Origin of the sequence: Shimia sp. R9_3 (assembly GCF_017743755.1) — a bacterium.
Lineage (GTDB): Bacteria > Pseudomonadota > Alphaproteobacteria > Rhodobacterales > Rhodobacteraceae > Shimia.
Genome location: NZ_JAGHRP010000005.1, coordinates 147,222 through 169,398, shown reverse-complemented (window position 1 = coordinate 169,398; position 22,177 = coordinate 147,222). Strand labels below are relative to the sequence as shown.

Genomic DNA, 22,177 nt, shown 5'->3' with positions numbered 1-22,177 from the left:
TGGCGTCATGCAAGAGGTCAAGACAAGTTGTGGTTGTGGCGCGGCCGGGGTTTCCATCCGTGTTGCCCCACGTGTGCGCTTTCGCTGCCATTGCAGCAAATGCCAGTCGGTTTACCGCGCGGCCTATGCCGATGCGCTGATGTTTCGCCGGGGGCAGGTGAAGCCTCTCGATCCGGCCAAGCTCAAGTGGATCCGCACAAAATCGCCTTCGCCGCTGGTGCGGGGGGTATGCCGGTCCTGTGAGGCGCCTGTGGTCGCGCATCTGTTTGGCGGCGTGAGCATTGTGCCCGCTGCGACTTTGCCTGATGCTTCAAATGGGGCAAGCGCGTCTATCGCGCTGCCTGAGGTGGCCTGTGACATCTACTATGACACGCGGCAGCAGGATCTCTCAGACGCGGCCCCCAAATATGAGGGCGCTCTGGCGGCCTATGTCGGGCTGACCCCCTCTGTCACCAAGGTGCTGGCATTGCCGGGGCGGGCGCTCTCTGCCGCTTGAGGGGGCAGGCTAAGGGCAGGGGGTTAGCGCGTCAGCTCGCGCATCCCACGCTCCAGCCCCTCAAGGGTCATGGGCACCATACGGTCTTCAAAAATCTCGCGGATCATGCCGATGGAATGGGTGTATTGCCAATGGCTTTCCGGCACCGGATTGATCCAGAGGTTGTCGCGCCACTGATCGCGCGCCCGCTCCAGCCAGACCTGACCGGCTTCCTGGTTCCAATGTTCGTTGGCCCCACCGGCATAGGCGATCTCGTAAGGGGACATGGAAGCGTCCCCGACAAAGATGCATTTGTAGTCCGGCCCATAGGTGCGCAGCACCTCATGGGTGGGGGTCTGGTCATTCCAGCGGCGCTGGTTGTTGCGCCACACGCCTTCATAGAGGCAGTTGTGGAAGTAGTAATACTCCAGATGTTTGAACTCTGCCCGCGCGGCGGAGAACAGCTCTTCCACCACTTTGATATGCGGATCCATCGAGCCGCCCACATCCAGAAACAGCAGCACTTTCACAGCGTTGTGCCGCTCGGGACGGGTTTTCACGTCGAGATAGCCGTGTTCTGCGGTGGCGCGGATTGTGCCGTTGAGATCCAGCTCATCGGCCGCGCCCTCACGCGCCCAGCGGCGCAGGCGTTTGAGCGCCACCTTGATGTTGCGGGTGCCGAGCTCCACCGTGTCGTCAAAATTGCGGAATTCGCGCTTGTCCCAGACCTTCACCGCGCGGCGATGGCGGCTTTCTTTCTGGCCGATGCGCACGCCTTCGGGGTTATAGCCATAGGCGCCAAACGGGCTGGTGCCCGCAGTGCCGATCCATTTGTTGCCCCCCTGATGGCGGCCTTCCTGTTCCTTGAGGCGCTCCTGCAGGGTCTCCATCAGCTTGTCAAAGCCGCCCATGGCCTCGATCTCGGCCATCTCCTCGGCGCTCAGATGTTTCTCGGCCATCTTGCGCAGCCATTCCTCAGGAATGTCCACGGCTTCCAGCACATCCTGCGCGGAAATCTCCGCCAGCCCGTCAAAGGTCATGGCAAAGGCGCGGTCAAACTTGTCGATGTTGCGCTCGTCTTTCACCATCACCGTGCGGGCGAGGTAGTAAAAGCTCTCCACATCATAGGTGGCAAGCCCCGCGCGCAGCCCTTCCAGAAAGCCCAGAAATTCGCGCAAAGAGACCGGCACACGGGCCGCACGCAGGTTTTCAAAGAAGGGTAGAAACATGAGGTTTTACAGCGCCATACGGTGGATGATTAAAGTGACGAACAGCCCAAGCATAGCAAAAATCATTGCGTAGACACCGACATATTGCAAGATATCCAGCCGTTTGCCGCCACGTCTTTTGGCGATGGTGCCGCCCAGAATTGCGCCCAGAAGCGCTCCGATAATCACGAACATATGGTCTTATGATCCCCCTCTGATCGGGCTGAGCGTCGCGATCTCGCGCAGCTTTGCGCGCACCGCCCAGTCCGGACCAAAGCCGTAGCGTGCCCAACCCAGACTGTCCAGACGCAGGCTGGCCGCATCGTTGAACTCACCCTCAAGGTCCAGCGCTTCGGCCTGCAGCAGCATCAGCGTGGACAGCAGGGCGGCGTTTTCATATTGCGCCGCCGGGGTGAGCTGCGGGCCGATGATGTTGAGCGCTTCGCGGCTCTGGCCAGCGCTGATGGCATAGGCCGAAAGCTGGGTGGCGACAAAGGCGCGGTGCGGCCCGAACCCTTCGGTGCTGCGATAGGCGCGGTCTGCGGCGCGGAACTGTGTCAGGGCGGCGCTGATGTCTTGGGATTGCAGCAGGCGCCCCAGCGCGTAATGGGAAAAGCCCAGCCGGTGATCGCGCCAGCCCTCAGACTGCGCAATCGCCAGCGCCTGACGCGCGGCAACGCGGCGTCCTGCCGGTGTGGTGCCTGGCCCAAGCGCGGTTTGCACCGCGTCAATCCAGCTGCGCGGTGTGGCGGGCAGGGGATTGGAGGAGAGCTGATCGCCGCGCGGGTTGATCCGGGTCAGGATCGCAGGCAGGCGGTTGGCCACCTGATTGCGGCTCATGCCATTGACCAGCGTGGGGTCATAAAACGCCCGCAAGATGGTCATGTCAAAACCGGTCAGCACCGCGTGGATATTGTCGTCGTTAAAGACACTGTCGGGCAGGCGATAGAGATCATTGAGCGGCCCAAGCGCCTGTGCCAGCTCCTCGTGCAGACAGTCACGGGTTTCCTGCGGGCTGGTGTCATTGGGCAAGAAGATCGCGATTTTCTCGCGTTTCTCCAAAAGCGCCCAATTGGCCGCGCCGGTGCGGCGGGCGGAGCGGTACTGGTTGAGCGAGGAGATATTGGGCACCACAAAGCAGGCCGCCTGAGGCAGGGCTTTGCGAATGTCGCGGCGGGATACGGCCTGAATGGTGATATTGGCCGAAGGTGCGCTGGTAAGGCTGATGTCGATGCGCGCCTCATTGCGCAGACGCGACAGCAGTGCGCGCAGATCGGTCATCATCCCGGGCGGTGGCGCGCCGGTGACGCGCACGGTGATCGGCCCTTCAAACCGGGTCAGCCGGTCCAGATTGCGCCCGCTCTCAAGCTCAAAGGTCAGATCCAGAAAGTCCCGCGCAATATCGCGGTTGGAGCGTGCCGGTGGCTGTGGGCGCGGGGTGGCAAAGCCTTTGACTGGGGGCAGGGTGGTGTCTGCCACCGCAGCGCGGGTGGAGGTGCCGCTCTCGCCAATCGGCGCGCAGGCCCCCAAAGCCAGGGCGCCCAAAACCGAGGCGACAGGAAGCAAAAATCGAAACATCAGGGCCTTTGATACTTAATAAACGGGGTGACCTTGCCAATGCGATCATAAAGCTGGCGGGCCGTTGTGTTAAACTCTTGGGTCAACCAATACACCGCGGGCGCGTCTTTTGCATCTGCAGCGGCATAAACCGCTTCAATCAATTTGCGCCCGACGCCGGTGCCACGCACCTCTGGGTCGGCATAGAGGTCCTGCAAATAGCAGACATTTTCGACGCGCCATGCGTGCCGATGAAACAGATAATGGGTGAGGCCGACCAGAACGCCGTCTTTCTCGGCCACCAGACAGGAGAAATCCTGCGGGTCGTCCCCCAGCAGCCGCGCGAAGGTCGAGACATAGACCTCTTCCGCAACAGAGCTTTCATAAAACGCGAGATAGGCGGTCCAGAGCCTGCGCCAGTCGTCGTGATCTGAGCGCTCAAGCGGGCGAATGCGCACATCATCGGTCGCGGGGGCAGTGGTCATGGGCCTCGTTTGCTCCTTGTGGTCCGCACCTTGTGGTCTGCGCCGGTGGCGCGGTTTGGACAAGTGGTCTGCTCAGACTACGGCAAGAATAGGGACAAGGGACGTGAAATTCTGGGCCAAGCCGAAATTTTTTGAGGTCTTGCGCCTGAGGGGGGTGGCTCTCAGGCGCTTTTTTTGTCGTTCGCGCGCTTTGCAGCGTGCATATGTCCACGGCAATGTGCCGAGGGGCAGGTGCTTACCGTCCGGAGCGCGCCATGAAGGCCAGACGCTCAAACAAATGCACATCCTGCTCGTTTTTCAAAAGCGCGCCATGCAGCTTGGGCAGGGCGTTTGCACCGTCGCGTTTGAGGTCTTCCGGAGAGAGATCTTCCGCCAGCAGCAGCTTCAACCAGTCAATCACTTCAGATGTGGAGGGTTTTTTCTTCAACCCGGCGGTCTCGCGGATTTCGAAAAACTGCGTCAGCGCGGTGGTCAGCAGAGACTCTTTGATGCCCGGATGGTGCACTTCGACGATCTTTTTCAGGGTCTCCACGTCCGGGAAGCGGATGTAGTGGAAAAAGCAGCGGCGCAGGAAGGCGTCGGGTAGTTCTTTTTCGTTGTTGGAGGTGATGATGATGATCGGGCGGTGCTTGGCGGTGATGGTTTCCCCGGTCTCATAGACGTGGAACGCCATCTTATCGAGTTCCTGCAGCAGGTCGTTGGGGAATTCGATGTCGGCTTTGTCGATCTCATCAATCAACAGCACGACTTTCTCATCGCTCTCAAAGGCTTCCCAGAGTTTGCCGCGCTTGATGTAGTTGGAGATGTCGTGCACCCGCTCATCTCCAAGTTGACTGTCGCGCAGGCGGGACACGGCGTCATATTCGTAGAGACCCTGCTGTGCCTTGGTGGTGGATTTCACGTTCCACTCGATCATTTTCAGACCCAGTCCACGGGCCACCTGCAGCGCCAGTTCGGTCTTGCCGGTGCCGGGCTCACCTTTCACGAGTAAAGGGCGCTCGAGCGCGACCGCGGCATTTACCGCCACAGTCAGATCGTCGGTGGCCACATAGTCTTTGGTGCCTGAAAACTGCATAAAATTTCTCCGCCCGTTCGCCAATTTTTCGCCGCACCCTATCGTGAACATATTTTGTCCGCAATGTGCCATTATGAGGTAGTGACATTCCCGCTCCAAGGGAGTATTTGCAGGCATTAGAGAAGGGGGTGGCATGTCTGACTTGAATAGCACCACGGACGTTGACCACGGTAAGGGAGCACAAATGAAAGCAGAAACTTTCCTGCCGGATGACTATCGTCCCGCAGAGGATGAGCCGTTCATGAATGACCGGCAGACTGAGTACTTCCGTCGTAAATTGCTGAACTGGAAAGAAGAGCTTCTGGCCGGCAGCCGCGACACCATTGAAGGCCTGCAAGACAGCACACGCAACATTCCTGATGTTGCCGACCGCGCAAGCGAAGAAACCGACCGCGCCTTGGAATTGCGCACCCGGGACCGCCAGCGCAAACTTGTTCTGAAAATCGACAGCGCCCTGCGCCGCATTGATGAAGGTGAATACGGCTACTGCGAAGTGACCGGCGAGCCGATTTCCCTGCGCCGTCTGGATGCCCGTCCGATTGCGACCATGAGCCTTGAGGCGCAAGAACGGCACGAGCGCCGCGAAAAAGTACACCGCGACGACTGATTTTTTTTGAATCGCGGAAAAAAACAGCACGTCGGGGCTTTTGCCCCGGCGTTTTTTTGTAGATACGGCCGCAATGAATTTGAGTGAACAGAAAGTTTGCGTCATTGGCGCCGGGATTGGCGGGCTGACGGCGGCTCTGGTTTTGCGTCAGCTTGGCGCCCGCGTATGCGTGCTGGAGCAGGCCGAAGCGATCAAAGAGGTCGGCGCCGGTCTGCAGGTCAGCCCCAATGGTCTGGCGGTGCTGCGCGCCCTGGGGCTCGACAAACATCTTGAGGCGCGCGCCGTGCAGGCACAGGCGGTGGAGCTGCGCGATTACGCCGCCGGTCGTCTGGTTGCCAATCTTGATCTGTCGCTGATCAAAGCAGGCTCTCCCTATCATTTTGTCCATCGCGCCGATCTGATTGACCTTCTCGCACAGGCGGTGCGGGCGGCAGGCGTGAAAGTGCTGCTGCTGCAAAAGGTCGACACGGTGCATCCCGGTACAAACGGAGAGCGCGCCCGTGTGGTGATGGCCAATGGCTCCGAAATGCGCGCGGATCTTGTTGTTGGCGGCGACGGGCTGCATTCGCGGCTGCGTGGCGTGATCAACGGCACGATTGCCCCTTTCTTCACCCGACAGGTCGCCTGGCGCGCCACGGTGCCCAACACCATGGGGCACGGCAATCTGGTGCAAGTGCATATGGGTCCACACCGGCATGTGGTCAGCTATCCGCTGCGCGGCGGCACCATGGTCAATCTGGTGGCGGTGCAGGAGCAGATGGGCTGGGCCGAGGAAGGCTGGCACCATGTGGATGCGCCTGACAATCTGCGCAGCGCATTTGCCGATTTTGGCGGAGATGTGCCGCGGATCATGGCCGAGGTGAAAGAGGTTGGCCGCTGGGGCCTGTTCCGCCATCCGGTTGCGCCCCGTTGGCATCAGGACAACTGCGCGCTTCTGGGGGATGCGGCCCATCCAACGCTGCCCTTCATGGCGCAGGGCGCGGTGATGGCGATGGAAGATGCCTGGGTGCTGGGCGACGCCATCCAGAAAGCTGACACCATTCCCGAAGCGCTCGCCGCCTATCAGAACCGCCGCGAAGCGCGGGTGAAGCGGATTGTGGACACCGCCAGCGGCAATGCGTGGAAATACCACCTCGCCAACCGACCGTTGCGGATGGCGGCTCATATGGGCATGCGCATGGCGACCCGTCTCGCGCCGCAAAAGCTGATGGGACAGTTTGACTGGATCTACAGCCATGATGTGACCAAGGGCTAGCGCTGCTGACCCTTCCCACCTGATCTGCCGCATCTGTCTACGAAAAAAATAGTAGGTTGACGCGGCGCGGGTTATCTTGCTGATTGCGGTAACAGAATGCGCGGCCTAATGTGCCCGCCAAGACCAGCAGGGAGGCCGTCATGACACATATTCTCGCCATCGATCAGGGCACCACATCCAGCCGCGCGATCGTCTTTGACGGCGACATCCGCCCCGGTGCGAGCGCGCAGGTGGAATTCACCCAGCATTTCCCGCAATCGGGCTGGGTGGAGCATGATCCCTCCGACATCTGGACCACCACGCTCAGCACCTGCAAAGAGGCGCTCAGCACCGCAGGCCTCAGCGCCGCAGATGTGGCCGCCATCGGCATCACCAACCAGCGCGAAACCACGCTTGTGTGGAACAAACACACCGGCGAGGCGGTCTATAACGCCATCGTTTGGCAGGACCGCCGCACCGCGGCCATCTGTGACGAGTTGAAAGCCGCAGGCCACGCCGATCTGGTGCAGCGCACCACCGGTCTGCTGCTCGATCCCTATTTCTCCGGCACCAAGATCAAATGGATTCTGGACACCGTCGAAGGCGCGCGCACGGCTGCAGAGGCGGGCGATCTGCTCTTTGGCACGGTGGACAGCTACCTGATCTGGAAGCTCACCGGCGGCAAGGTCCATGCGACTGACGCCACCAACGCCGCGCGCACGCTGATCTATAACATCCATCAAGGCGCATGGAGCGCGGAGATCTGCGAGATCCTTGGCATCCCCATGTCGATGCTGCCAGAGGTCAAAGACTGCGCCGCTGATTTTGGCGACACCGATGCTGAGATCTTTGGCGCGCCCATCCCGATCCGCGGCGTGGCAGGAGACCAGCAGGCCGCCACCATCGGGCAGGCCTGTTTTGAGGCAGGGATGCTCAAATCCACCTATGGCACCGGCTGTTTTGCCCTGCTGAACACCGGCGACACGCCTGTGACCTCGCAAAACCGCCTGCTGACCACCGTCGCCTATCAGCTTGACGGCAAGCCAACTTATGCGCTGGAAGGCGCGATCTTCATCGCCGGTGCGGTGGTGCAATGGCTGCGCGACGGGCTGGGCATCATCGAAGATGCCGCCGCTACCTCCGATCTGGCCGAAGCGGCTGATCCGGGGCAGGAGCTCATCATGGTGCCCGCCTTCACCGGCCTCGGCGCGCCTTACTGGAGCCCACAGGCCCGCGGCGCGGTCTTTGGTCTGACCCGCGGTTCCGGCCCGGCAGAATTCTCCCGCGCGGCCTTGGAAAGCGTGGGTTTTCAGACCCGCGACCTGCTCGAAGCCATGCAGGCGGATTTTGACTTCTCCGGCGACACCGTGCTGCGCGTTGATGGCGGCATGACCGCCTCGGATTGGACCATGCAGTTCCTCTCTGATGTGCTCGGCGCGCCGGTCGACCGCCCCGTGGTGGCCGAAAGCACCGCCAAAGGCGTGGCCTGGCTCGCGGGCATGCAGGTCGGCGTCTACGCCGATATGGCAGGCTTTGCCGCCACTTGGGAGAAAGAGCGCGAATTCACCCCGGCCAAAGATCAGGACTGGCGCGACGGGCGCTATGCTGGCTGGAAGAAAGCGATTGACGCCACTCTGTCGATGACCGATTGAGCGAGCCTCACACACCGATCCACACAGCCCCGTCTGTGTCCTGTCAGGAGGCCCCAAATGTCAGAAACCTGTGTGCTCTGCGGAGCCTCCGAAACCCTTGCGCCCATCGCTGTTGCGCCGGAAGACACCACCGTCACCCTCTGCGCCACCTGCGCGGAGGGTGTCGTCAAAGGCCCCAAAGACGCGCCCCACTGGCAATGCCTGCATGAGGCGATCTGGAGCGAGACCCCGGCAGTTCAGGTTGTAGCGTGGCGTCTGCTCAACGGCCTCACCGAAGCCCCATGGGCCCGCGACCTGCTGGACATCGCCTATCTTGCGCCCGAGGTGCAGGCTTGGGCAGAGGCCGGTTTTGTCGCTGAGGGCGAAGACACGGTCACCCACCGCGACAGCAATGGCACAGTGCTGGCCGCCGGCGACACGGTGGTGCTGATCAAGGATCTTCCGGTCAAAGGCGCAGGCTTCACCGCCAAACGCGGCACCGCCGTGCGCAATATCTCACTCGTGGCCGACAACGCCGAGCACATCGAAGGCCGCGTCGAAAGCCAGCGCATCGTGATCCTGACAAAGTTCGTGAAAAAGAGCTGAGGGCAGGCGGGCGCAGGCTTCGGTTGCATAAAGTTCCGTCTTGACGGAGTGAAACAAAATGTGAACATTTGGGGCATGCCGTTTAAACAGGAGACCGGGATGCCCCTCAATCTGAAAATAGACTACGTCGAATTTTACAGTGCTGAGCTGGAGGCCACCGAAGACTTCTTTGCCAAAGCTTTTGATTGGAATTTTGTGGAATACGGCCCGGATTACCGCGACATTCAGAACGCAGGCATCGGTGGGGGGATCGCGCGCGGCGCGCCTCAGGCGCCTCTGATTGTGCTGAAGGCAGATGATCTTGAGGCCGCTTACCAGCAGATTTCCGACACAGGCGCGGAGATCACCAAAGAGATTTTTGAGTTCCCCGGGGGCAAACGGTTTGAGTTCCGCGAACCGGGTGGCACAGCCATGGCGGTCTGGTGCCCGGCGTAAGCCACCGAAAAAAAGGCGTCTTGTCAGATCTCCATCGGGATCGTCACCGGCCCATCGTTGATCAGCGAGACCTTCATATCCGCCCCAAACCGCCCGGTTTCAACCGGCACATAGGCGGCAAGCTCCTTGGCAAAGAGCTCATAAAGCCGCTTGCCCTCTTCAGGCGCGGCGGCTGTGGAAAACCCGGGCCGGTTGCCGCTGCGCGTGTCCGCAGACAGGGTGAACTGGCTCACCACCAACGCGCTGCCGCCAATATCCACCACGGATTTGTTCATCTTGCCGGCCTCATCCTGAAAGATCCGGCATTTCGCCACTTTTCCCGCCAGCTTGATCACCTGCGCCTCGGTGTCGCCCTGCATCGCACAGACCAGCACCATCACACCCGCGCCACAGGCTCCGATGACTTCTCCGTCCACGCGCACCTGCGCCTCGCTCACCCGCTGTATCACTGCTCGCATCTTTTGCCCCTTTTTGACGCCTTATTGATCCACGCAAAATGCGCCAGCGGGCAGGGCGCTGCAAGCCGCGCTTCTCATTCGCAAAATATCCCGGGTGAAGTCCCAACTTGCTTGGGACGAGGGCAGCGCCCTCCCGCGCCAAGCCGCCGTTAGCGCTTCGGCCCCGCCATCACGATACAGGTGGTGGAGCCGGTGGCATAGAGCTTGCCATCCTCAATGCCGCGGATCTCGCCATTGGCAATGCCGGTGGAGCGCCCCACATGCTGCACCTTGCCCACCGCGCGCACTTTCATGCCCACAGGGATCGAACGCAGAATGTTGATCTTATATTCCAGCGTTGTGTAGATCTGCCCCACCGCCAACGTGCTCTGCACAGCGCAGGCCATGCAGCTGTCCAGCACCGTGCCGTACCAGCCGCCATGCACCGTGCGGATCGGGTTGAGCACGCCAAACTCCGGCGCGCCTTCAAAGGTCACGCTGCCATGTTCCGCATGTGTCGGCAGAAACCCCATGGTGTCGCCAATCGGCGCACCGGGCAGAGCGCCGTCGATGATCGCCTGCATGAACTCCAGCCCGCTCATCGACAGGATGTCGTCAAAATTGGCCATCTCTTCAAGCGACTGGGCGTAGCGATGTTCCGGCATTGGGGCCTCCTCTGTGTTACTCAAAGAAGGCCGCAAGCTTTGGCTTGGCGCAAGAGCGCAGGGGCGCGGGTTACGCGACGTTTTGTAGCTTCACTTCCGGCACCACCCCAAGCGCATGACAGACATCGCGGGTCAGCTCGGGCCGGTTCAGCGTGTAAAAATGCAGCGCATCCACACCCTCATCCAACAGCTCAGAGCACATCTCGGTGCAGACCGCCGTGGCCAGCAGATCCTCACGGTCATCGCGCACCGCCTTCTCAAAGGCATTGGCCAGCCATGTGGGCACCGAGGTGCCGCAGCGCGCGGCAAATTTCTGCACGCCTTTCCAGTTCTCGATCGGCAAAACGCCTGGCAGGATCGGTGCGTCAATACCGGCTTTCACACAGGCATCGCGGAAGCGCAGGAAGGTCTCGCTTTCAAAAAAGAATTGCGTGATCGCCTCACTGGCTCCGGCATCAATCTTGCGCTTGAGCCACTCCACATTGGCGGCCATATCGGCGGCCTCCGGGTGGCTCTCAGGATAGGCGCCCACACGGATGGTGAATTTGCCGGTGGCGGCCAGCGCTTCAATCAGCTCCACGGAGGAAGTGAAGCCTTCTGGATGCGGCGTAAAGCCCACGCTGCCTTTGGCGGGATCCCCGCGCAGCGCCACAATCTCGCGCACCCCTGCGGTGGCAAACTCTTCGGCAATGCGCAGGGTCTCGGCCTTTGAGGCCTCCACACAGGTCAGATGCGCCGCCACATTCAGGCCAGAGGATTTGTGCAGCGTCGCCACAGCGTCCCGTGTCAGATCCCGCGTGGTGCCACCGGCGCCATAGGTGACCGACACAAAGCGCGGATCCAGAGGTGCCAGGGTCTGCACCGTGTCCCACAGGCGAAAGGAAGCTTCCAAAGACTGCGGCGGGAAGAATTCAAAAGAAACTTGAGGCGTGGTCATAACGGGCATCCTGTAACTTGCTGTTGTCCTCATGTCCCATGCGTGCGATCATTACGCAAATTCATAATACTCAAGAAGGTCATGAGCTTCATATGAAGATGCACATTGAATTCCGTCACCTGCGCACCGTGCGGGCGATCCATGAATGCGGCGGATTGGCGCGCGCGGCGGATCAGCTCAACATCACGCAGTCGGCATTGTCTCACCAAATCAAAGGTTTGGAGGAGCAAGCTGGCGTAGAGCTCTTTGTGCGCCGCTCCAAACCGATGAAGCTCTCCGCCGCAGGTCTGCGGCTGTTGCGTTTGGCCAATCAGGTGCTGCCGGAGGTGGAAAAACTTGAGGCGGAGTTTAACGGTTTGCGCGACGGCAGCTCCGGACGGCTGCACATCGCCATTGAATGCCACGCCTGTTTTGAATGGCTCTTCCCGGTGCTGGAGCAATTCCGCAAGAACTGGCCGGATGTGGATGTGGACATCCGCCCCGGATTGGCCTTTGACGCCATGCCTGCCTTGCAGAAAGAAGAGGTGGATCTGGTGGTCAGCTCTGATCCGGAAAACCTGCCCGGCGTCTCCTTCAGCCACCTGTTTGATTATGCGCCGGTCTTTGTCGCGTCCTCCCAGCATCCGCTGGCCCAGAAAGACTATGTGGAGGCCACTGATTTTCGCGGGGAAACCCTGATCACCTACCCGGTGGAGCGCTCCCGTCTGGATGTGTTCTCCCAGCTCCTGATCCCGGCGAAGGTGGAGCCCGGTGCCGTGCGTCAGGCGGAGCTGACCGCCGTGATCCTGCTGCTGGTCGCCTCAAACCGCGGTGTCTCTGTGCTGCCCGACTGGGTGGTGCGCGAGGTCAAATATTCCTCCGATTATGTGACCCGCCCGCTGACCGCCGAAGGGCTCACACGCCAGCTTTTTGCCGCCACCCGTGATGAGGATTTGAGCAAGCCCTACATGCAGGACCTGATCCAAATGGCGGGCAAAGAAGCCCGCAGGTTGCAAGAAACTTAAAAAAGAGTTGATAATACATCTAAGATTTTCCCCTTTAAGAATCGCTTAAGGGGGATCAAAGAAGCGCGCACTACGTTCATCTGTGTCTGGGAGGGGGCTCTGAGATCATAGATTGGTCATGTTGCCTGGCAGCTGATTGGATCTTGGTTCGGCCCTCATGTGTAGGTATGTCGACCACCTTTAATGCGCTCTCGATTGGCCAGCTGGCCGAGATTGATACGTTCGAAGGCAATTCCTTTGCCGAAAACGCCTCCGCTCTGGTGGGGCTGACCTTTGGCGGCCCCGGTGCGGCTTTGCTGAACAATTTTGTCGAAGTCTCCGCCACCGGCGGTGTCGGCGCGTTCTACGCGATGAACAACAATCCAAACGACCGCTTCCGGATTGACGGCGGTGCGCCGCAGCAGTTTGACGGCGTGGCGGTCTATAACGCCACCATCACCTATCTGGATGGCAGCACGGCGACTTATTCTGCGGTGTTGTTTCAGGATGTGGACGGCAACAGCTATCTTGCACCGGAACTGACCAACAACACGGATCAGGCCACTCTGGAAGCAGGCCCGATCCAATCCATCTCGCTGGACAGTCTCGCGGCGAACCGCGCGCAGGGTCTGGCGGCCAACCGTCAGGAATGGGATTTTGTGCCCTGCTTTGCGGCAGGCACGCCGATTGTCACCCAAAAGGGCGAGCGCGCGGTCGAGACGTTGCAGCCCGGCGATATGATTTTGACGCTGGACCACGGCTTTCAGCCGCTGCGCTGGATTGGTCAGCGCACGGTGGCGGCGCAAGGTGCGGTGGCCCCGGTGCGTTTTGCCGCCGGAGCGCTGGGCAATGACGCGCCTTTGATGGTCTCACCACATCACCGGATGATGCTGCGTGGCTGGCGCGTGGAAATGCACTTTGGCGAAGCCGAAGCGCTGGTGCCCGCGATCAGCCTGGTCAATGGCGACACCATCTGTCAGGTCGAGGGTGGGGAGATCACCTATGTCCACCTGATGTTTGACTGCCATGAAATTGTCTATGGCGGCGGTGTGCCAAGCGAGAGCTTCCTGCCGGGGGCGCAGGGGCTGAACGCTCTGGAGCGCTCGGTGCAGGAAGAGATCTTTGCCTTGTTCCCGGAATTGCGGGACGGGGGATTGCAGGCTTACGGCGCCGAGGCGCGGCCTGCTTTGCGGGTGCAGGAAGCGCGCTTGCTGGTGGCCTGAACGGGCGGCCTGTACGGGCCAAAATCCGCAGCCAAACGCACCGAAAATCAAATGAAAAACCCCTCGCAACGCACGCAGGGTTAAGATGTTGCGGCGCTGAAAATCGCACCTACGCAATACCACCGCGATACAGACGCGATACCGACGTTCCAACACGGCGGCTTTCGGCGTTAACCTATTGCCGCCGCCACGCAACAGCGCGCGTGATTTGGGGGCGGATCAGATCAGTTTGACGATCTGTTTGCCCTTGTTGCCGCCGGTCAGCATGGAGCGGAAAGCGGCAGGCGCATTTTCCAGCCCTTCGGCAATATCCTCCTGATAGGCGATCTTGCCAGCGGCCAGTTGCGGGCCGACTTCGCGCAGAAAATCGCCGTAGCGGTCGTAGTGGTTTGAGATGATAAAACCGTTTACGGACAACTGACTAACCAGAATGGTGCGCCACAGGCGCGGGCCTGTCAGGGCCTCCATCGCCGCATCCGCCCCGAGGCCACCGGCGTTGTACCAGGAGATCATGCCACACAGCGGAATGCGTCCGGCCCGGTTCATCATCGGCAACACCGCATCCAGAACCTTACCGCCGACGTTTTCAAAATAGATATCAATGCCTTGCGGGCAGTGTTCTTTCAGGGCGTTGCGCAGGTCCCGGGCGGTCTCATAGGCGCGGTGGTCCAGACAGGCGTCAAAGCCGTAAGTCTCTGTTGCGGTTTGACATTTCGCCGCACCACCGGCGATGCCGACCACCCGCAGACCGTGCAGTTTGGCGATTTGCCCGACCATGGAGCCCACAGGGCCGGTGGCGGCGGCCACAACCAGCGTTTCACCGGCCTTGGGTTTGCCGTGTTCCGTCAGGCCAAACCAGCCGGTAAAGCCCGGCATGCCCATCACGCCAAGCGCTGTGGTGATCGGGGCGAGATCGGGGTTAAGTTTTTGCATTTCCTCGCCTTTTGCCTTGCCATGGCTGGCCCAGCCAAACATGCCAAAGGCAAAATCACCCACACAGAAGTTGGGGTGGTTGGAGGCGATCACCTCGCCCACGGCACCGCCCTCCATGGTGCCGCCAATCGGCACTGGATCGGCATAGGATTTGGCATCATCCATCCGGCCGCGCATATAGGGATCAAGCGACATGTAGTGGCTGCGCACCAGCACTTCGCCGTCGCCGATTTCCGGCAAATCCGCTGTTTCCAAACGAAAATTCTCGTCCTGCGGTGCGCCGGTCGGGCGGCTGGCCAGCACCATGCGTTGCATTTTCTCTGTCATCTGGGGTGTCCTCCGAAGCTCTGCTTTCAGCTTGCGCCCAGTGCCTCTCTCTTGCAAGCAATGGCCCCTGACAGGTGATTTTCGTGACGCGGCGTTTCAAAAGGGGCTGCTATGCGCCCATTGGCCCTTGGCAAAAAGGGTTTGGCGGCGTATACGCCCGCTCTGAGCCAAAAGGAGCCGTGCCATGCCGGGCAGCGCAAATCTGAACATCATGATGAAGGCCGCTCGCAAAGCGGGGCGGTCACTGGTCAAAGACTTCCGCGAGGTTGAGAACCTTCAGGTGTCGATGAAAGGGGCAGGGGACTTTGTCAGCCGCGCCGACATCGCTGCCGAAAAAATCCTGAAAGAAGAGCTGCTTGGCGCGCGTCCGACCTATGGCTGGATCGCTGAGGAAGGTGGCGAGATTGCGGGCAAAGATCCGACCCGCCGTTGGATTGTGGACCCGCTGGACGGCACCACCAACTTCCTGCACGGCCTACCGCACTGGGCGATTTCCATCGCGTTGGAGCACAAGGGCGAGATCGTTGCGGGCGTGGTGTTTGATGCCGCCAAAGACGAGATGTTTTATGCCGAGCGCGGCGAAGGTGCCTGGCTGAACGACAGCCTGCGCCTGCGTGTGTCCGGCCGTCACCGCATGATTGAATCGATCTTTGCCACTGGCCTGCCGTTTGGCGGCCGCGCGGATCTGCCTGAAACCCTGCAGGATCTGGCGCGCCTTTTGCCTGCCACCGCAGGTGTGCGCCGCTTTGGTGCCGCCTCTCTGGACCTCGCCTATGTTGCCGCTGGCCGTTACGAGGGCTTCTGGGAACGTGGCCTGCAGCCATGGGACGTCGCCGCAGGTCTGCTGATCGCCAAAGAGGCCGGTGCGCTGGTTGAGCCGGTCAACCCGGATGGTGATATGGTGGAAGATGGCGAAGTGATCGTGGCCAACGAGCCGATCTTCTCGCAGTTTGCAAAGGTCATCCGCAAGGACTGACCCACGCAACGCACGCTGCCCTAAGGCGGCTTTGATGCGCTTGAGATAATTTGAAACCTGGCCCGATTGGGTCAGGTTTTTTGTTTTGTGTCTTCATCAAGGGCGAAACTGACACCATCAACCCAGTCAAACGGGGCATAATCGGCAGGGTTCACGCCTTCGAGTGCCCCGATGTTGACGCCATAGACGTTGGGGTTGGAGCGGCGCTGGTGGTGGGTGTAAATCCCGCAATGGCGGCAGAAGTAATGCTGCGCGGTCTTTGTACCCCAAGTGTAGAGCGACAGGCTGTCCGCGCCCTTGATGATGGTGAGATCCTCAAGCGCCACATCAACGTTTGGAGCAGCGCGGCGGCGACAAAATGAGCAATCGCAGGAGCGTGCATCGCTCAGGTCTTGTGCGAGGGTCACCTGTATTTCAACAGCCCCGCAATGGCAGGTCAGTTTGTGGCTCATCGGCGTCTCCTGACACGTGGAATGGAACTCTGGCTGAGACGATAGCGGGTCTCAGGGTGGGGCGGATGTCCGTGGGTGCGTTGCCAATATCCGGTGCCGCCAAGGCGGAGCCAGACCGGAATGGCGAGCACGACACCGATCACAAACCCGCCCGCATGGGCCCAATGGGCCACGCCGCTGGTTTCCGGATCGCTCAGCACCCCGTTGAACAGTTGAAGGCCAAACCAGAAACACAGCATGATCCAGGCAGGAATGGTGAAGATGCGGAAAATAATGATGAGAATCAGCAGGATGTCGACGCGCGCTTTGGGGAACAGCAGGAGATAGCCACCCATCACACCGGCGATGGCACCTGAGGCCCCCACCATGGGGATGATGCTGCCAGGGTCCGCTGCGATCTGGGCGAAGCCTGCACCAAGGCCAGATAGGACGTAGAAGACGAGAAAGCCGACATGGCCCATTTCATCTTCGAGGTTGTCGCCAAAGATCCATAGAAACAGCATGTTGCCAAGCAGATGCATCCAGCCGCCGTGCAGGAACATGGAACTGAAAAGTCCATGCAGGCGCTGGCCCTCCGTGACAGCGGCGGGGATCAGCGCCCATTGATCAAAGAACAGCGCGAGACGGTAATCATCGCCCATAATTGGCTGATAAATCAGGAAGATCCCGATATTGAAGATGAGCAGCGCATAGACGACAAACGGCGTGCGGCCTGACGGATTGTGATCGCGGATAGGAAACATGCGGCCAAGCTGCGGTGAATTGCGGGGGAGGTCAACCGCCCCCGCTCAAAAGCGCTGCGTTGCCGCCGGCGGCGGTGGTGTCCACGCAGACGTGGCGCTCGCCCAGAACCCGTGCGGCATCCGGCAGGCTGGTGATCAGCGGCAGGATCGGGCCTTCGCGCTTGGCCAAAGCCTGCTCCATTTGCCGTCCGGTTTCGTCATCCCCCCACCAGATCGCGCCTGAGAAGTCCATGAGATCACTCAGAGCCTCTGGTCGCAGCAGGCCATCTGAGACAACCGCTTGACCTCCCAATTTGATGACAGCCTGCGCTTGGGCCTGTGCGGTTTCCGCACCGGGGCCAAGGCAGAGGACTGGCGATTTGGCAAATGTTGTCAGCCGGTTGGACTCGCCTGTTGGTCCGGGAAGGGATGTTGTCTGAGGCGCGGACGTGACGCGGGCTTGATCCAGCTGTGCCTGCACATGTTCGCGCGCGACCTCTGTGCTCCAGTGGCTGGAAGGCTGGCTTTGCGGTTTGGCAAAGCGGGACAGGTAATGCGGCCCGCCCGCCTTGGGGCCGGTGCCGGAAAGGCCTTCTCCGCCAAAAGGTTGAGAGCCGACAATTGCGCCAATCTGGTTGCGGTTCACATAGATGTTGCCCGCTTTGATGCGGTCAGAGACATGCTGCACACGGTCATCAATCCGTGTTTGCAGACCGAAGGTCAGCCCGTAGCCGGTGGCGTTGATGTCGTCGATCACCTGATCCAATTCACTGGCTTTGAAGGTTGCCACATGGAGGACTGGGCCGAAGATCTCCCGCGTGAGAGCGGCAATGCCCTGCACGCGGATCAATGTGGGGGCAATGAATGTGCCGGTTTGCGGCGTTGGCAGTTGATAAAAAACGCGTTTTTCCGCCTCAGCCTGCGCAATATGTGCGGCGATGGTGCGATGCGCGGCGGTGTCGATCACAGGGCCACTGTCCGTGGACAGCTCCCAGGGATCGCCCAGTGAAAGCTCCTTCATTGCGCCTTTGAGCATGTCGAGCAGAGTGTCGGCGATGTCTTCCTGAACATAGAGGCAGCGCAGGGCCGAACATCGCTGGCCAGCCGATTGAAAGGCGCTTTCGACAATCGCGGTCACGGCCTGCTCAGGCAGAGCGGTGGAGTCCACGATCATCGCGTTCAGGCCCCCAGTTTCCGCAATGAGCGGGGTGCCGGGCGCGAGGTTGGCGGCCATGGTCTGGCGAATGCGCAGGGCGGTGGCCGTGGAGCCTGTGAAGGCCACGCCGTTGATGCGCGGATCAGAGGTGAGCGCTGTGCCAACTGTTGCGCCTGCGCCCGGGAGGAGTTGCAGCGCACTGCGCGGCACGCCGGCCTTATGCAGCAACTTGGCCGCTTCATGGGCAATCAGCGGTGTCTGGTCCGCCGGTTTGGCCAAAACCGCATTGCCTGCTGCCAGCGCGGCTGAAATCTGGCCGGTGAAAATGGCCAGAGGGAAGTTCCAAGGGGAGATGCAGGTGAAGAGACCTGCGGGTGGGGTTTCCGGCGCGTTGGCCCCGTAATAGCGCAGGAAATCAACTGCTTCGCGCAGCTCGGCCACAGCATCCTTCGGCGTTTTGCCGGCCTCCCGCGCAAGCAGGGCAAAGAACATGCCAAAGTTTTCTTCATAGAGATCTGCCGCGCGGGCCAAGATGGCACCACGCTCCTCACTTGAGACATCCCAAGGCGCGGCAGCGCTGAGCGCGGTGTTGATGTCCGCCTGGCTGGTATGGGCGACGGTGCCCGGGCTGTCAGTCGGCAGGGTTGGGTTTTCAACGGCGACTGCAGGCTCGGGCTGCGTTGTGCTATCAATAAGCGGCGCTGCGGCCCATGTGGTTTTGCGATAAGGTTCGCGCGCTGTGTCGATGGCATCCAAGGTGGGCAGATCGGTCAGATCAAAACCTTTGGAGTTTGGCCGTTCAGGGGCAAACAACGCGGGGCCTGTGAGCAGCTTGGCGGTTGGTTTGAGCGCTTCGGGGAACGGATCACGGGCAACCACCTCCGCAGGCACGTCTTCGTCTACGATCTGATTGACAAACGAGCTGTTTGCGCCGTTTTCCAGAAGGCGGCGCACAAGGTAGGCAAGCAGATCGCGATGTGCGCCAACAGGTGCGTAAATGCGGCAACGGGTGCTTTCATCGGTGAGCACAAGATCATGCAAAGCTTCACCCATGCCGTGCAAGCGTTGGAACTCAAAGGAAGATTTATCCTCAGCCATATGCAGAATAGCGGCAACCGTATGGGCGTTGTGGGTGGCAAACTGCGGGTAGATGAGATCGGTCATGCCCAGAAGTTTGCGGGCGTTGGCGATGTAGGAGACATCGGTGGCGGCTTTGTTGGTGAAGACCGGAAAGCTCTCCAGCCCTTCAACCTGAGCGCGCTTGATCTCTGTGTCCCAATAGGCGCCTTTCACCAGCCGCACCATGATCTTGCGCTCACATTTTTGGGCAAGCTCATAGAGGTAATCAAGCGTCGCGCCCGCGCGTTTGCCGTAGGCTTGGACCACGACGCCAAAGCCGTCCCAGCCCGCCAGCGCTGGTTCTGCCAGAACCGCGCTGATCACATCCATGGAGAGTGAAAGACGGTCGGCCTCTTCAGCGTCGATGTTCAGGCCCATACCTGCGGATTTGGCCAAGAGGGCGAGGGAGCGCAGGCGGGGGACAAGCTGTTCCATGACCCGCGCGGATTGCGCGACCTCATAGCGGGGATGAAGCGCTGAGAGTTTGACCGAGATGCCGGGATTTTGGCGGATGTCGTCGTGAATACAGGCGGTTGCGATGGCGGAGATCGCGCGGGAGTAGGCGAGGTGGTAGCGCATGGCGTCCGCGTCGGTTTTCGCCGCTTCGCCCAGCATGTCGTAAGAATAGGTGTAGCCTTTGGCCTCCATATGCGCTGCGCGCTCCATGGCGGAGGTGATGGTTTCCCCGAGCACGAATTGGCGGCCCATCTCTTTCATGGCGCGGCCAACGGCGGTGCGGATGACCGGTTCGCCCAGACGTTTCACCGCGCCGCGCAGGGTGCCGATCAGGCCGGGGTTGCTGTCTTCCATCACCTTGCCTGTCAGCAGCAGCGCCCATGTGGAGGCGTTGACCAGAGGCGAGGTGGATTGCCCCAGATGTTTGCCCCAATCTGAGGGGGCGACCTTGTCCTCGATCAGCGCGTCGATGGTTTCGGCGTCCGGCACGCGCAGTAGGGCCTCGGCCAGACACATCAAAGCGACGCCTTCATCTGTGGACAGGCCATATTCTGCGAGAAAGACCTCCATCAGGCCGGGGCGTGTTTCTTCGCGGATTTTTGTCACCAGCTGTGCGCCGCTCTGGCAAATGGTGGCACGGTCGCTGTCAGACAGCGCAGCCTGTTGCGCCAGCTCTGCAATCAAGGGGGGTTCGTCCCGGTAAGTCGTGGTGTCGATCAAATCGCGCGTATTGGTCATGTCGCCTCCTGTCTTTTGAGTAGAATATCTTGGTAATGATGGTCATATTCTCCTAAATAGGGTGGTTGAGTAGTCTAAGTGTGCTCAAGTTGGGGGATTGAATTTGCAAAGTGAAAATGTCGCGCTGGATGGCTATGACCGGGCGATTCTCGATGTGCTGTCACGTGATGGGCGCATTTCGATCACCGATCTGGCGCGTGAGATCGGCCTCTCCAAGACCCCGACCCAAGCGCGGTTGCGACGTATGGAGCGCGAAGGGGTAATCACGGGCTATCGCGCCTTGCTGGATCCGATACGGTTGGGGCTCGACCATGTGGCCTTTGTCGAGGTGAAGCTTTCAGAAACCCGAGAGCGGGCGTTGCAGGCCTTCAATGAGGCTGTTGCCGAGGTGCCGGAGATCGAGCAGGCGCATATGATCGCCAGCCATTTTGACTATCTGCTCAAAGTGCGCACGGCGAGCATGTCGGCTTATCGCCGGGTGCTGGGAGAGAAGATTTCCGCTTTGCCTTATGTGGCCAGCACCTCGACCTATGTGGCCATGCAGGCAGTGAAAGAGACCGGCCTCGCAGAGATGTGACTTGGCGCAATGCGGGATGCCGTGTCAGCCTTTGCGGATGCTGAGATATCTTGCCGCGATTTGCCTCTGTCACCCCGCCTTTGCTGCGGATTGTCCTGCGCCACCTGACCATACTGTGGCCTTGGATGCTCTGATTGAGCGGGTTCAAAGGGCGCCGGATCAGGCCTCGGCACAGATACTTTCCGGGGAGATGTGGCAATATTGGGCGGATGCGCCGGATGACACCGCGCAGGAGATTTTGAACCGGGGGATGCGCAAGCGTGAGTCCTGGGATTTGCTGGGCGCGCGGTCAGATTTTGATGCGTTGATTGCTTACTGCCCGGATTATGCGGAAGGGTACAATCAGCGGGCGTTTGTGAATTTTCTGAGCCAGAATTTTGAGGCGGCTTTGCCGGATCTGGAGCGGGCGCTTGATCTGTCGCCGCGCCATGTGGCGGCGCAGTCCGGACTGGCGTTAACGTTGATTGGTCTGGGACGGGAGGCTGAAGCGCAGGATGCTTTGGCTGCGGCTTTGGAGCTTAATCCATGGCTGCCAGAGCGCTCGCTTTATCGGGCGCCGGGTGTGTCAGACAAGCCGGGAGAAGACCTGTAACCTGTGCGCGGCGTTTGGCGTCAGCCGGCTTTGGAGATGTGCAAAAAAACTTTGCATTTTGGCGGGCAAACCCTCTTCACACTGACGGCCAACACGCTATTGTCGCGCCGCTGACGTTATGTTCGCGCTGCGTGCCCGCGTGGTGGAATGGTAGACACAGGAGACTTAAAATCTCTAGGCCGTATAGGCCGTGCCGGTTCGAGTCCGGCCGCGGGTACCAGATAAATCTCTGATAATTCGAAGTTTTGCAGCCGGTGTTTCTGATCGCGCGGCTGATGAGAGGCTATGTCAGTTCGCCTTATTTTCGCGGCGCATGGCCAGCACGGCAACGAAGAGGCAAAGGAGCGCACCTGCAAAGGCGCTGATGCCTAGCATCATGATGGATGCCGTGATGACGGGTGGGATGATCTCAATGATATTCCAGATCACGTTCAGGATGGCTTCCATTGCTTGGTCTCCTTTTGCGTCGGTCAAACATCACGTCAGAGCACGCATCGCGCGCGGTTGACATCAGCTTACTATTGAAATACCGCAAGGTCGCGCTTTGATCTTGGTCAGATTTACAGGGCAA

At 60.3% G+C, this 22,177-nt stretch carries 24 protein-coding genes and 1 tRNA gene; 12 read left to right on the top strand and 13 right to left on the bottom strand.

Features of this window, described 5'->3' with window-relative positions:
* Positions 1-7: 7 nt before the first annotated feature.
* Positions 8-496, top strand: coding sequence for a GFA family protein (locus J7412_RS14380; protein WP_209079273.1), 489 nt, complete (start codon positions 8-10; stop codon positions 494-496).
* 23 nt (positions 497-519) lie between these two features.
* Here J7412_RS14380 and J7412_RS14375 read toward each other — a convergent pair whose 3' ends face one another.
* From J7412_RS14375 to J7412_RS14355, 5 genes are all read right to left on the bottom strand, one after another.
* Positions 520-1,704, bottom strand: a complete 1,185-nt coding sequence (locus J7412_RS14375; RefSeq protein ID WP_209063461.1) for a VWA domain-containing protein — start codon at positions 1,702-1,704, stop codon at positions 520-522.
* Positions 1,705-1,710: 6 nt separating this feature from the next.
* Positions 1,711-1,878: a hypothetical protein gene (locus tag J7412_RS14370; RefSeq protein WP_209063459.1), complete on the bottom strand. Its 168-nt coding sequence runs from the start codon at positions 1,876-1,878 to the stop codon at positions 1,711-1,713.
* A gap of 6 nt (positions 1,879-1,884) precedes the next feature.
* Positions 1,885-3,261: a DUF2927 domain-containing protein gene (locus tag J7412_RS14365; RefSeq protein WP_209079272.1), complete on the bottom strand. Its 1,377-nt coding sequence runs from the start codon at positions 3,259-3,261 to the stop codon at positions 1,885-1,887.
* Complete coding sequence (locus J7412_RS14360) at positions 3,261-3,725, bottom strand: GNAT family N-acetyltransferase (protein ID WP_209079271.1); 465 nt, start codon at positions 3,723-3,725, stop codon at positions 3,261-3,263. The genes J7412_RS14365 and J7412_RS14360 overlap by 1 nt, the downstream gene beginning before the upstream one ends.
* A gap of 235 nt (positions 3,726-3,960) precedes the next feature.
* The gene (locus J7412_RS14355; RefSeq protein ID WP_209079270.1) at positions 3,961-4,800 is read right to left on the bottom strand and encodes a MoxR family ATPase; all 840 of its coding nucleotides are present in this window, start codon (positions 4,798-4,800) and stop codon (positions 3,961-3,963) included.
* A gap of 184 nt (positions 4,801-4,984) precedes the next feature.
* On the opposite strand from J7412_RS14355, the gene dksA reads away from it, so the two are divergent.
* From dksA to J7412_RS14330, 5 genes are all read left to right on the top strand, one after another.
* Entirely contained in the window at positions 4,985-5,407 is a 423-nt protein-coding gene (dksA, locus tag J7412_RS14350; protein ID WP_209063450.1) for an RNA polymerase-binding protein DksA, read from the top strand.
* Positions 5,408-5,480: 73 nt separating this feature from the next.
* A complete protein-coding gene (locus tag J7412_RS14345) occupies positions 5,481-6,662 on the top strand; it encodes an FAD-dependent monooxygenase (protein ID WP_209079269.1) in 1,182 nt (393 codons plus the stop codon).
* A 140-nt stretch (positions 6,663-6,802) separates the two neighbouring features.
* Positions 6,803-8,293 (top strand): glycerol kinase GlpK, encoded by a 1,491-nt coding sequence (glpK, locus tag J7412_RS14340; protein WP_209079268.1) that lies wholly within the window; start codon positions 6,803-6,805, stop codon positions 8,291-8,293.
* Between the two features lie 57 nt (positions 8,294-8,350).
* The gene (locus J7412_RS14335; RefSeq protein WP_209079267.1) at positions 8,351-8,878 is read left to right on the top strand and encodes an alkylphosphonate utilization protein; all 528 of its coding nucleotides are present in this window, start codon (positions 8,351-8,353) and stop codon (positions 8,876-8,878) included.
* Between the two features lie 99 nt (positions 8,879-8,977).
* Positions 8,978-9,313 carry a VOC family protein gene (locus tag J7412_RS14330; protein WP_209079266.1) on the top strand — a complete coding sequence of 112 codons (336 nt, stop codon included), beginning with the start codon at positions 8,978-8,980 and terminating at the stop codon, positions 9,311-9,313.
* 23 nt (positions 9,314-9,336) lie between these two features.
* Here the strand turns inward: J7412_RS14330 and dtd are convergent, their stop codons facing one another.
* From dtd to metF, 3 genes are all read right to left on the bottom strand, one after another.
* A complete protein-coding gene (dtd, locus tag J7412_RS14325) occupies positions 9,337-9,771 on the bottom strand; it encodes a D-aminoacyl-tRNA deacylase (protein ID WP_209079265.1) in 435 nt (144 codons plus the stop codon).
* A 149-nt stretch (positions 9,772-9,920) separates the two neighbouring features.
* On the bottom strand, positions 9,921-10,415 hold the full coding sequence (locus J7412_RS14320) for a PaaI family thioesterase (RefSeq protein ID WP_209079264.1): 495 nt from the start codon (positions 10,413-10,415) through the stop codon (positions 9,921-9,923).
* 70 nt (positions 10,416-10,485) lie between these two features.
* Positions 10,486-11,352: a methylenetetrahydrofolate reductase [NAD(P)H] gene (metF, locus tag J7412_RS14315; RefSeq protein WP_209079263.1), complete on the bottom strand. Its 867-nt coding sequence runs from the start codon at positions 11,350-11,352 to the stop codon at positions 10,486-10,488.
* Positions 11,353-11,450: 98 nt separating this feature from the next.
* On the opposite strand from metF, the gene J7412_RS14310 reads away from it, so the two are divergent.
* A complete protein-coding gene (locus J7412_RS14310) occupies positions 11,451-12,356 on the top strand; it encodes a LysR family transcriptional regulator (protein ID WP_209079417.1) in 906 nt (301 codons plus the stop codon).
* A gap of 167 nt (positions 12,357-12,523) precedes the next feature.
* Positions 12,524-13,558 carry a Hint domain-containing protein gene (locus tag J7412_RS14305; RefSeq protein WP_209079262.1) on the top strand — a complete coding sequence of 345 codons (1,035 nt, stop codon included), beginning with the start codon at positions 12,524-12,526 and terminating at the stop codon, positions 13,556-13,558.
* 219 nt (positions 13,559-13,777) lie between these two features.
* On the opposite strand, the gene J7412_RS14300 is transcribed toward J7412_RS14305, so the two are convergent.
* Positions 13,778-14,818, bottom strand: a complete 1,041-nt coding sequence (locus tag J7412_RS14300; protein ID WP_209079261.1) for an NADP-dependent oxidoreductase — start codon at positions 14,816-14,818, stop codon at positions 13,778-13,780.
* A 184-nt stretch (positions 14,819-15,002) separates the two neighbouring features.
* On the opposite strand from J7412_RS14300, the gene J7412_RS14295 reads away from it, so the two are divergent.
* Positions 15,003-15,794, top strand: coding sequence for an inositol monophosphatase family protein (locus J7412_RS14295; RefSeq protein WP_209063431.1), 792 nt, complete (start codon positions 15,003-15,005; stop codon positions 15,792-15,794).
* 71 nt (positions 15,795-15,865) lie between these two features.
* Here the strand turns inward: J7412_RS14295 and J7412_RS14290 are convergent, their stop codons facing one another.
* The 3 genes from J7412_RS14290 to putA are packed head-to-tail and all read right to left on the bottom strand — an operon-like array spanning position 15,866 to position 20,437.
* The gene (locus J7412_RS14290; protein WP_209079260.1) at positions 15,866-16,246 is read right to left on the bottom strand and encodes a GFA family protein; all 381 of its coding nucleotides are present in this window, start codon (positions 16,244-16,246) and stop codon (positions 15,866-15,868) included.
* Positions 16,243-16,989: a rhomboid family intramembrane serine protease gene (locus J7412_RS14285; protein ID WP_209079259.1), complete on the bottom strand. Its 747-nt coding sequence runs from the start codon at positions 16,987-16,989 to the stop codon at positions 16,243-16,245. The genes J7412_RS14290 and J7412_RS14285 overlap by 4 nt, the downstream gene beginning before the upstream one ends.
* 31 nt (positions 16,990-17,020) lie before the next feature.
* Entirely contained in the window at positions 17,021-20,437 is a 3,417-nt protein-coding gene (gene putA / locus J7412_RS14280) for a bifunctional proline dehydrogenase/L-glutamate gamma-semialdehyde dehydrogenase PutA (protein ID WP_209079258.1), read from the bottom strand.
* 103 nt (positions 20,438-20,540) lie between these two features.
* Here putA and J7412_RS14275 point away from each other — a divergent pair, with 103 nt between their 5' ends.
* The 3 genes from J7412_RS14275 to J7412_RS14265 all read left to right on the top strand — a co-directional run bounded on the left by J7412_RS14275 (position 20,541) and on the right by J7412_RS14265 (position 21,826).
* The gene (locus tag J7412_RS14275) at positions 20,541-21,014 is read left to right on the top strand and encodes an Lrp/AsnC ligand binding domain-containing protein (protein WP_209079257.1); all 474 of its coding nucleotides are present in this window, start codon (positions 20,541-20,543) and stop codon (positions 21,012-21,014) included.
* A 37-nt stretch (positions 21,015-21,051) separates the two neighbouring features.
* On the top strand, positions 21,052-21,606 hold the full coding sequence (locus tag J7412_RS14270; protein ID WP_247738769.1) for a tetratricopeptide repeat protein: 555 nt from the start codon (positions 21,052-21,054) through the stop codon (positions 21,604-21,606).
* 133 nt (positions 21,607-21,739) lie between these two features.
* Positions 21,740-21,826, top strand: a tRNA-Leu gene (locus tag J7412_RS14265).
* Positions 21,827-21,894: 68 nt separating this feature from the next.
* On the opposite strand, the gene J7412_RS14260 is transcribed toward J7412_RS14265, so the two are convergent.
* Complete coding sequence (locus J7412_RS14260) at positions 21,895-22,053, bottom strand: hypothetical protein (RefSeq protein ID WP_209063413.1); 159 nt, start codon at positions 22,051-22,053, stop codon at positions 21,895-21,897.
* Positions 22,054-22,177 lie beyond the last annotated feature (124 nt).

Bases quoted from the DNA above. Each gene is read 5' to 3' on its own strand.
- J7412_RS14380 (WP_209079273.1), top strand. From the start codon at position 8: ATGCAAGAGGTCAAGACAAGTTGTGGTTGTGGCGCGGCCGGGGTTTCC.
- J7412_RS14310 (WP_209079417.1), top strand. From the start codon at position 11,451: ATGCACATTGAATTCCGTCACCTGCGCACCGTGCGGGCGATCCATGAA.
- J7412_RS14370 (WP_209063459.1), bottom strand. From the start codon at position 1,878: ATGTTCGTGATTATCGGAGCGCTTCTGGGCGCAATTCTGGGCGGCACC.
- J7412_RS14305 (WP_209079262.1), top strand. From the start codon at position 12,524: ATGTCGACCACCTTTAATGCGCTCTCGATTGGCCAGCTGGCCGAGATT.
- J7412_RS14285 (WP_209079259.1), bottom strand. From the start codon at position 16,989: ATGTTTCCTATCCGCGATCACAATCCGTCAGGCCGCACGCCGTTTGTC.
- metF (WP_209079263.1), bottom strand. From the start codon at position 11,352: ATGACCACGCCTCAAGTTTCTTTTGAATTCTTCCCGCCGCAGTCTTTG.
- J7412_RS14320 (WP_209079264.1), bottom strand. From the start codon at position 10,415: ATGCCGGAACATCGCTACGCCCAGTCGCTTGAAGAGATGGCCAATTTT.
- dksA (WP_209063450.1), top strand. From the start codon at position 4,985: ATGAAAGCAGAAACTTTCCTGCCGGATGACTATCGTCCCGCAGAGGAT.
- glpK (WP_209079268.1), top strand. From the start codon at position 6,803: ATGACACATATTCTCGCCATCGATCAGGGCACCACATCCAGCCGCGCG.
- J7412_RS14335 (WP_209079267.1), top strand. From the start codon at position 8,351: ATGTCAGAAACCTGTGTGCTCTGCGGAGCCTCCGAAACCCTTGCGCCC.
- J7412_RS14330 (WP_209079266.1), top strand. From the start codon at position 8,978: ATGCCCCTCAATCTGAAAATAGACTACGTCGAATTTTACAGTGCTGAG.
- J7412_RS14290 (WP_209079260.1), bottom strand. From the start codon at position 16,246: ATGAGCCACAAACTGACCTGCCATTGCGGGGCTGTTGAAATACAGGTG.
- J7412_RS14375 (WP_209063461.1), bottom strand. From the start codon at position 1,704: ATGTTTCTACCCTTCTTTGAAAACCTGCGTGCGGCCCGTGTGCCGGTC.
- J7412_RS14365 (WP_209079272.1), bottom strand. From the start codon at position 3,261: ATGTTTCGATTTTTGCTTCCTGTCGCCTCGGTTTTGGGCGCCCTGGCT.
- J7412_RS14360 (WP_209079271.1), bottom strand. From the start codon at position 3,725: ATGACCACTGCCCCCGCGACCGATGATGTGCGCATTCGCCCGCTTGAG.
- J7412_RS14345 (WP_209079269.1), top strand. From the start codon at position 5,481: ATGAATTTGAGTGAACAGAAAGTTTGCGTCATTGGCGCCGGGATTGGC.
- J7412_RS14295 (WP_209063431.1), top strand. From the start codon at position 15,003: ATGCCGGGCAGCGCAAATCTGAACATCATGATGAAGGCCGCTCGCAAA.
- J7412_RS14260 (WP_209063413.1), bottom strand. From the start codon at position 22,053: ATGGAAGCCATCCTGAACGTGATCTGGAATATCATTGAGATCATCCCA.
- J7412_RS14355 (WP_209079270.1), bottom strand. From the start codon at position 4,800: ATGCAGTTTTCAGGCACCAAAGACTATGTGGCCACCGACGATCTGACT.
- J7412_RS14270 (WP_247738769.1), top strand. From the start codon at position 21,052: ATGCTGAGATATCTTGCCGCGATTTGCCTCTGTCACCCCGCCTTTGCT.
- J7412_RS14300 (WP_209079261.1), bottom strand. From the start codon at position 14,818: ATGACAGAGAAAATGCAACGCATGGTGCTGGCCAGCCGCCCGACCGGC.
- putA (WP_209079258.1), bottom strand. From the start codon at position 20,437: ATGACCAATACGCGCGATTTGATCGACACCACGACTTACCGGGACGAA.
- dtd (WP_209079265.1), bottom strand. From the start codon at position 9,771: ATGCGAGCAGTGATACAGCGGGTGAGCGAGGCGCAGGTGCGCGTGGAC.